The 7657-nt window shown below is 36.2% G+C and carries 7 protein-coding genes; all 7 read right to left on the bottom strand.

Features of this window, described 5'->3' with window-relative positions; translation table 11 throughout:
* Positions 1-663 precede the first annotated feature (663 nt).
* Positions 664-1458, bottom strand: a complete 795-nt coding sequence (locus J3U35_RS08250; RefSeq protein WP_267349556.1) for an ABC transporter ATP-binding protein — start codon at positions 1456-1458, stop codon at positions 664-666.
* Positions 1451-2404 carry an ABC transporter permease gene (locus tag J3U35_RS08245; RefSeq protein ID WP_267360713.1) on the bottom strand — a complete coding sequence of 318 codons (954 nt, stop codon included), beginning with the start codon at positions 2402-2404 and terminating at the stop codon, positions 1451-1453. The genes J3U35_RS08250 and J3U35_RS08245 overlap by 8 nt, the downstream gene beginning before the upstream one ends.
* A gap of 59 nt (positions 2405-2463) precedes the next feature.
* Positions 2464-3438, bottom strand: coding sequence for an ABC transporter substrate-binding protein (locus J3U35_RS08240; protein ID WP_267349559.1), 975 nt, complete (start codon positions 3436-3438; stop codon positions 2464-2466).
* Positions 3439-3728: 290 nt separating this feature from the next.
* Complete coding sequence (locus tag J3U35_RS08235) at positions 3729-4688, bottom strand: ABC transporter substrate-binding protein (RefSeq protein ID WP_267360711.1); 960 nt, start codon at positions 4686-4688, stop codon at positions 3729-3731.
* Between the two features lie 279 nt (positions 4689-4967).
* Positions 4968-5876: a formate dehydrogenase accessory protein FdhE gene (gene fdhE, locus J3U35_RS08230; protein WP_267360710.1), complete on the bottom strand. Its 909-nt coding sequence runs from the start codon at positions 5874-5876 to the stop codon at positions 4968-4970.
* Positions 5877-5979: 103 nt separating this feature from the next.
* The gene (locus J3U35_RS08225) at positions 5980-6678 is read right to left on the bottom strand and encodes a formate dehydrogenase subunit gamma (RefSeq protein WP_267360708.1); all 699 of its coding nucleotides are present in this window, start codon (positions 6676-6678) and stop codon (positions 5980-5982) included.
* Entirely contained in the window at positions 6671-7645 is a 975-nt protein-coding gene (gene fdxH / locus J3U35_RS08220; protein WP_294825775.1) for a formate dehydrogenase subunit beta, read from the bottom strand. Before fdxH ends, J3U35_RS08225 begins: the two co-directional genes overlap by 8 nt.
* Positions 7646-7657 lie beyond the last annotated feature (12 nt).

Genomic DNA, 7657 nt, shown 5'->3' with positions numbered 1-7657 from the left:
GACGACTGAACGGGATATGATTTGAAATGAGCTCATTAATCGCTTTTAATAAACCATTTAAAGCGGTATCTCATGAATAATATCAAACAGCAGATTGGATCTACCTAATACTTATTACAAATATTAATAAGTTTGTTTGATGTTAATAACATGTCTATTATCTACATTAAGTCGTCGATTACAAAATTCCATTAAATATCTATTGTTATATCAGTGTAATGTCGTAGTTCAATTTTCATAACATGAAAAATATAAATCTGTAGATTTAACCTGCCCAATGAGTGATAAATTTGTTTGATGCTAATAACATATCTGTTATTTAGACTAGACTGTTGATTATAAAATTCCATTAAATGTTTGACACCTATCTAGCCAATAGTCTAGTTAAGTGCTCTCTATAATAACAATGAGTCAAATTTATGCTCTTTATTGGAAAGATATTGAATCGAAGTTAATGTCTGTAGATTAAATATTTAAAAAAAGCGTTAGCTAAGGTACTTTATTATTGGTCATCCATTAATATGAAAAAGTGATCTTTGATTAACTTATGCTTTGATAACATTATGTGAGCAATTGAAAGAGCTTAAAGTTTGGAGAGTTTGATTGGACAGACAAAAAGAGAAAGCAATACTCCTATTAAGGAATATTGCTTGTTTGTTAATATTAACCTAAAAGTAAGGCATCGTCAGTAACTTTTTCACCGCGTGTTTTTTCAAACATAGCTAATAAGTCATTTACCGTCATCTTATCACGTTGTTCACCAGAAACATCAAGTACGACTTGTCCCTGATGAAGCATTACGGTCCTGTTTCCGTATTCTAGAGCTTGTTTCATTGAATGTGTTACCATCATGGTCGTTAAGTGGTTTTTGCCCACTATTTCATTAGTCAGATCTAGAACGAATTGAGCTGTTTTAGGATCAAGTGCAGCGGTGTGTTCATCGAGTAACAAAATTTTAGATGGCTGTAAGGTCGACATCAATAAACTTATTGCTTGTCTTTGTCCTCCTGAAAGTAACCCCATCATATCGGATAAACGATTTTCGAGACCTAAATTTAAAGTCGCAAGCTTTTCCTTAAATATGGACTGAATTTTGCGATTAAGTGCAGGGCGTAATGTAAAACAACGTCCACGATTATAAGCAATAGCAAGATTTTCTTCGATGGTTAAATTTTCACAGGTTCCCACCATCGGATCTTGAAACACTCTGGCAACCATTCCTGCTCTTTTCCAGGCAGGAACACGCGTTACATCTTTGCCATTGATGATGACATGCCCTGAGTCACTGAGTAAATCTCCGCTAATAATATTAAGTAACGAACTTTTACCCGCACCATTACTACCAATAATCGTAACAAACTCACCTTCTTTTATATTTAAATTTAAGCCACGTAATACGTGATTTTCAATAGGTGTACCTTGGTTAAAAGTTAATTGCAATTGTTCAACGTTAAGCATGTTTATTTCCTCTTTTTTTCGAGTATTTTTTTAATTGCTTAGGTAGTACAAGAGCAAGTACAACCAATATTGCGGTAATAAGATTTAAGTCTTCTGTGCCTACGCCTATTTTGTGCAAAAACTCATTACTTAGTGCTACAGCTATAAATAAACGATAAAGAATAGCGCCTAGAATAACTGCCAGCATAATTGCCCATATACGTTTTGTTGGGAAGATACTTTCACCAATGATAATAGAAGCAAGACCAATGACGATTGTCCCCACACCTATGGTAATATCAGCACTGCCTTGGGTTTGCACAAATAATGAACCACCTAATGCGATTAAGCCATTGGAAATAGCCATACCTAAAATGGTGATGCTGCCCGTTGGGACACCTTGAGATCTAGCCATTCTTTGGTTTGTACCGGTTGCTCTCAATGCCAATCCCATTTGGGTGTTTAAAAATAAATGTAGCAGTAACCAAACCACAACAACAAAGCCAAAAACCATAACGGATTGAACAATATATTGGTTACTGTAGTCTTCTGAAATAAAGGGTGAAAAAATAGTTTTCGCATCCAATAACGCAAGATTCGGTGATCCTGAATATTCAGTTGTTTCGTGAGTAATATAACGTCCAAGCCCTAATATTCTTAAATTAATTGAATACAAACCTATCATGACAATAATACTGGATAATAATTGCAAAATATTGAGCTTAACATAAAGCAAGCCAGTCAAACTACCGGCGATACACCCCGCAAACATACCTAAAAGTGTGGCAATCCAAGGGTCAATACCAATATAAATACATAAACCACATACTGCGCCACCTAACGGGAAGCTAGCATCGGCTGTAAGATCCGGAAAATCGAGTAAACGGAAAGATATAAAAACACCTAAGCTCACAATGGCATAAATAAGTCCAATTCCCAGCGAGCCTATTAAAAATTCAAAAGACATGAAAAAAACCTATTAAAATTAACCGCTAAAATTAGCGGTATCGTGATAAAATTAAAAAACTATTCAACAATCTTCGTTGCTGATTTCAATACATCTTCAGATAATACGACGCCTTGTCGCTCAGCTGCTTTTTTATTGATTGTTAACTGTGTAATGCTACCTATTTGTGGCGGAATATCGCCAGGTTTTTCACCATTAAGAATGCGGATAACGATTTTACCAGCTTGGCGTCCTAAATCGTAATAACTCATTCCCAAGGCCGCGATGGCTCCACGTTCGGCTGAGTCAGGATCGGAGGCTAACAAAGGTATTTTACTTTCATTAGCGACTTTTGCTAAAGATTCGTAAGCCGAAACGACATTGTTATCGGTAGTGGTATAAATCAGATCAACTTTACCTTTTAAACTTCTTGCCGCTGTAGAAATATCTGAAGTACGTTGAGCTGGAGCTGCGATAATTTGCATACCACGTTTTTCCAGTGCTGATTGTAATTGTTTAAGTACAATAGTTGAATTGACTTCGCTAGGACTGTAGACATAACCAATGTTTTTCGCATCTGGTTTGATTTTTAACATCATATCTATTTGCGCATCTAACGGTAGTGCATCAGAAACACCGGTCACATTGGTTTTTGACGCTTCCCAACTAGGGGTTAATCTTGCGGCAACGGGATCTGTTACAGCCGTGAAAATGATTGGAATACGTTTAGTCGTCGCTAATAAAGCTTGTGAGCTAGGTGTTGCGATTCCGACAATCACATCGGGTTTATTGGCAGCAAATTGTTTAGCGATTTGAACAGCATTAGCACTACTGCCTTGAGCGCTGGCATACTGTAATTTTAAGTTTTCACCGTTGATATAACCATTATCTTTTAATTCATCTTCCACCCCTCTTCGAACATTATCTAATGCAGGATGTTCAACAATGGCTGTAATAGCAACATACTTTTGTTCCTTTGCTGTATCAGCAAACGATGAAAAAGTAAGGGTTGACAAACAGAGTAGCATAATAAGTTTACAAATACGATTACGCATATAGGTACCTTTGTAATAATTTTTTTACAACTTAGATAAATATGTGTTTACTATAAATCATATTTAAATAATTTTCTAGGAATATCACTTTATTTAGCTGTAAATTTTTAATTACAATCTGTTATGATTAGTGATTGTAAAGCACTTTTAATCGACAAAAATTGGGTATATTTTGCTTCTTTTATAGATAAAAAAAACGAAAATAATCATTCGTTAGAGAGTAAGCGAGTTCTGTTGATAATAGGGGTATGCTCTGCTGATTGATTCAGCAAAGCATAAATGGGATTATGTTATTCACCAATGACTTTATAAGCGGACTGAATAACTTCAGGCGATAATGTTGCGCCTTGTTTTTTCGCGGCTTCAATATTGATAACCAGTCGTAATGCTTGTCCAATTTCTGGCGCAATACTGCCGGGTTTTTCTCCATTCAAAATGCGAACAACAAGTTTGCCTGATTGACGACCAACATCATAATAACTCATACCATAAGCCGCAACGGCGCCTCTTTCAATTGCATCAGGAAAAGATGCTAATAAAGGAATTTTGTTTTCATTAGCAAATTTCACTAATGATTCATAAGCAGATACAACATTGTTATCGGTTGTCGTATAAATCAAGTCAACTTTGCCTTTTAATGAATTTGCCGCAGTGGAAATATCCGCAGTTCGTTGTGCGGGCACTGCAACCAATGAAATATTTTGTTCTGCAAGTTGTGCTTTCAAATTTTTCATTACCACAGTGGAATTGATTTCACTTGGACTGTAGATGTATCCTACCGATTTTACATTCGGGACAATTTTTTTCATAAAGTCGATTTGAGGACCAATCTCTTGAAAATCAGATACACCCGTAATATTGGTATTGGTAGGTTCCCAATTATTAACTAGCTTTGCGGCAATGGGATCGGTAATTCCTGCAAATACGAGTGGGATTTGTTTAGTTACTGCGGCTGTTGCTTGTGCACTTGGTGTTGCAATAGCGACGATAACATCGGGTTTATCGGCAATAAATTGTCTGGCAATTTGTGCTGCAGTCGCGCTACTGCCTTGGGCGCTTTTGTACTTAACCGTTAAATTTTCATTTAATAGATAACCACTGCTTGTTAATTCATCTTTTACACCATCTCGGATTTGATCTAGTGATGGATGTTCAACAATTGCAGTTATGGCAACACTTTTTACCGTATTGGCTATACACATAAAAGGGGTAATTAACATCAAACAACTGAATAAAAAAAAGCGTTTCATAAAAATAAACTCGCAAACTAGTACAATAGTATTATTCTAAACTGATTCAACCAAAATGTTAAGGTGTAATTGGACTTTTTTGTCATTCTTATTTTTTAAAAGGATGAGGCATTATCTGATTAATATAAAAATACGCTAAAATTTCAAGCAAATTAAGAATATAATAATCAGATTATTGGTTTTTTATCCTGCTTTTCATGAAAAAAAGCTAAAAATAGCTGCTAATATTGTTCAGTTACCTATTCAAGGTTAATTCTAAATTTATTAGAAGCTAAATTCTTATTGTGCAAATACAAATGGATTGATACCACTTTTTGCAAAACCTTCTTCTTCGGTTTTGATATCAAGTATTAAAGAGGCAATATCATCAGCAATAACTTCAATATGCGGATCTTTATCCTGATCAAAGATTTTTAAATAGCTGTGGCAAGCATCACAACATTCTGTTTTAGTCGCTGACAATTCACTATCTAGCGAAAAATATTCAATATTTTTCATATTATCACAGCTGGTACATTTTACTCTTGGCACATACCATTCACTCTCACATAAACTACAATGTAAATAACGCAGTCCATTATGACCACCCAGTTGAATGACGCTGGCAACCGGCATGCTATTACAAACGGGACATAGCCAATTTTTATCACTATTTTCGGATACTGCTTTACCTTTTATTTGGCTAGCTAGCTGGCTATAGTAAACAGAGAGTGCAGACCAAATAAATACGGCTTCATTGCCATCAACTGCGTGGAATTCGCCTTTAAGTAAATGCAAAGCTTTATTTTGTAATTGCTCAATACTGTTTTTATCCAGTTGTTCAATCACGATTGAAATCTGATCGGTTAAATTTGATGATGATTGTAATAACACCTTTAAATAATCCTGCCAAGAATAGGGTAATGAAAAGTTTTCTATACTCAGTGGCGGTAAATCATTATTTAATGGCTCGAATAGCTCTTTATTTAGTGGTTTTTGGCTAACTAAGTCTGCTTGCGTTTGCGCTAATTGAGCACAAAAACAGAGATAGTCACTAAATGGACTATTTTTTGCTAATTCTTTTAGCCTGTTAGCTCGATGCAAATAGAGCGTTGTTGGTGAAGGATAAAAAAGTAAGGGAATTTGTCTGATAACGGAATTGATATTTTGTTCTTCAAGCTGGACTTGTGGGATGATTTTTATACTCATTATTGGTTACCATTCATGATTATTTTATCCATAATCGATTTAGTGATTGAGATAATTCCGCTGATAAATATCAGCGGATAAAATAGATATATTTTAGAAACAACTATAAAGCTGTTTTTTGTTCGACTTTTGTTGTTTGCTTCATTTCTACAGGTTTATCTGCTTCCAGTTCCTGTTGATAGATTTTTTGCATTTCTTCTTCATACCATGAAGAGTGGTTTTTTCGAGCCCAAGCTCGAGATACATACCCTGTAATCATCCCTTTAATTGAACCTTTAACCCAGATAGCCATATAAGCATGACCAATGGCGAGTAAGATTAAGCAAATAGCTGCGAACGAGTGGAAAAAGATTGCAATACGAACAATTTCAATTGAAAAATAATCTGAAACATATCTTCGCCACATAATCATACCGGTTACGAATAACACAGTGATTAAACTCATGATACACCAAAATAAAAATTTCTGACCAACATTATATTTGCCAATGGGTATACCTTCTTCTTTGCCCATGATGACGTGTTTAAAATTCTTGATCCATAACAGATCATTTTTATTAGGGATATTATGATGAGCAAGCTTTACAAACATGAACATCAGCAGTATAAAGACGATGCATCCAATTAGGGGATGTAACGCTCTAACCAGTTGAGGGGTTCCAAGAAAAAGCCCAAATAGTTTAATGGACGGAAAAAATAACGATAAACCAGATAATGCCGTTAAGATGAAAAGACACACCATACACCAATGGCAAAAACGTACAATAAGTGGTGTTCTAAGAATCATTCCTTTTTTATTCATGATGTTCCTCCTTTTGTGGTATGTCGGCACTATTTTTACGACCAAAAATAGGTAATCCTAATCGTTTTCTTGCTTGTTTATCCGCTTGTTTTTCCTGTTCGATATCTTCTTCGTCTACTTCAATTGCACCGACGCCCATGTAATGGAAAAGTAATCCTCCAAAAGTAGCAATAAAGGCGGCAGCTGAAAGTGGTTTCCAAGGGCCTTTCCAGAATCTAACCAGTTCACTGATATGGGGTTCATCTGGCAAACCGTGATACAGATCGGGTTGATCAGCGTGATGTAATACATACATGACATGCGTTCCATTGACCGCTTGAGGATTATAAAGCCCTGCATGTTCAAACCCCCGTTTTTTTAAATCGGCTATTCGGTGCTCAGCATGTCGAATCATATCTTGTTTAGTCCCGAAATGAATAGCACCAGTCGGGCAAGTTTTAACGCAAGCCGGCTCTTGTCCAACCGAAACACGGTCAACACATAAGGTACATTTATAGGCTCGATTATCTTCGTTACTGATACGAGGAATGTTAAACGGACAACCTGCTACACAATAGCCACAACCAATACAATGTTCCGACTGAAAATCGACTATTCCGTTAGCATATTGAATGATAGCACCTTCAGAAGGGCAAGATTTTAAACAGCCAGGCTCAGAACAGTGCATACACCCATCTTTGCGAATTAGCCATTCAAATTTTCCGTTAATTTCAACTTCAGAATAGCGCATTACCGTCCATGCTTTTGGCTCCAAATCAGCGGGATTATCGTAAACACCGACCGTATTGCCTACTTCAGCTCGCAGGTCATTCCATTCGCTACAGGCGACTTGGCATGCTTTACAACCAATACAGGTGGTGACATCAATTAATTTGGCCACCTCCTGTTGATAATCACGTGCTCGCGGCGCAGGCGTTAAATCATTAGTTGCAGAACGACGAATAATATCTTGAGTTTGTAATGACATAATTAATCCTCC

Source organism: Gilliamella sp. B2717, assembly GCF_026536675.1.
Taxonomy (GTDB): domain Bacteria; phylum Pseudomonadota; class Gammaproteobacteria; order Enterobacterales; family Orbaceae; genus Gilliamella; species Gilliamella apicola_I.
This window is presented reverse-complemented; position numbering and strand designations above follow the sequence as displayed.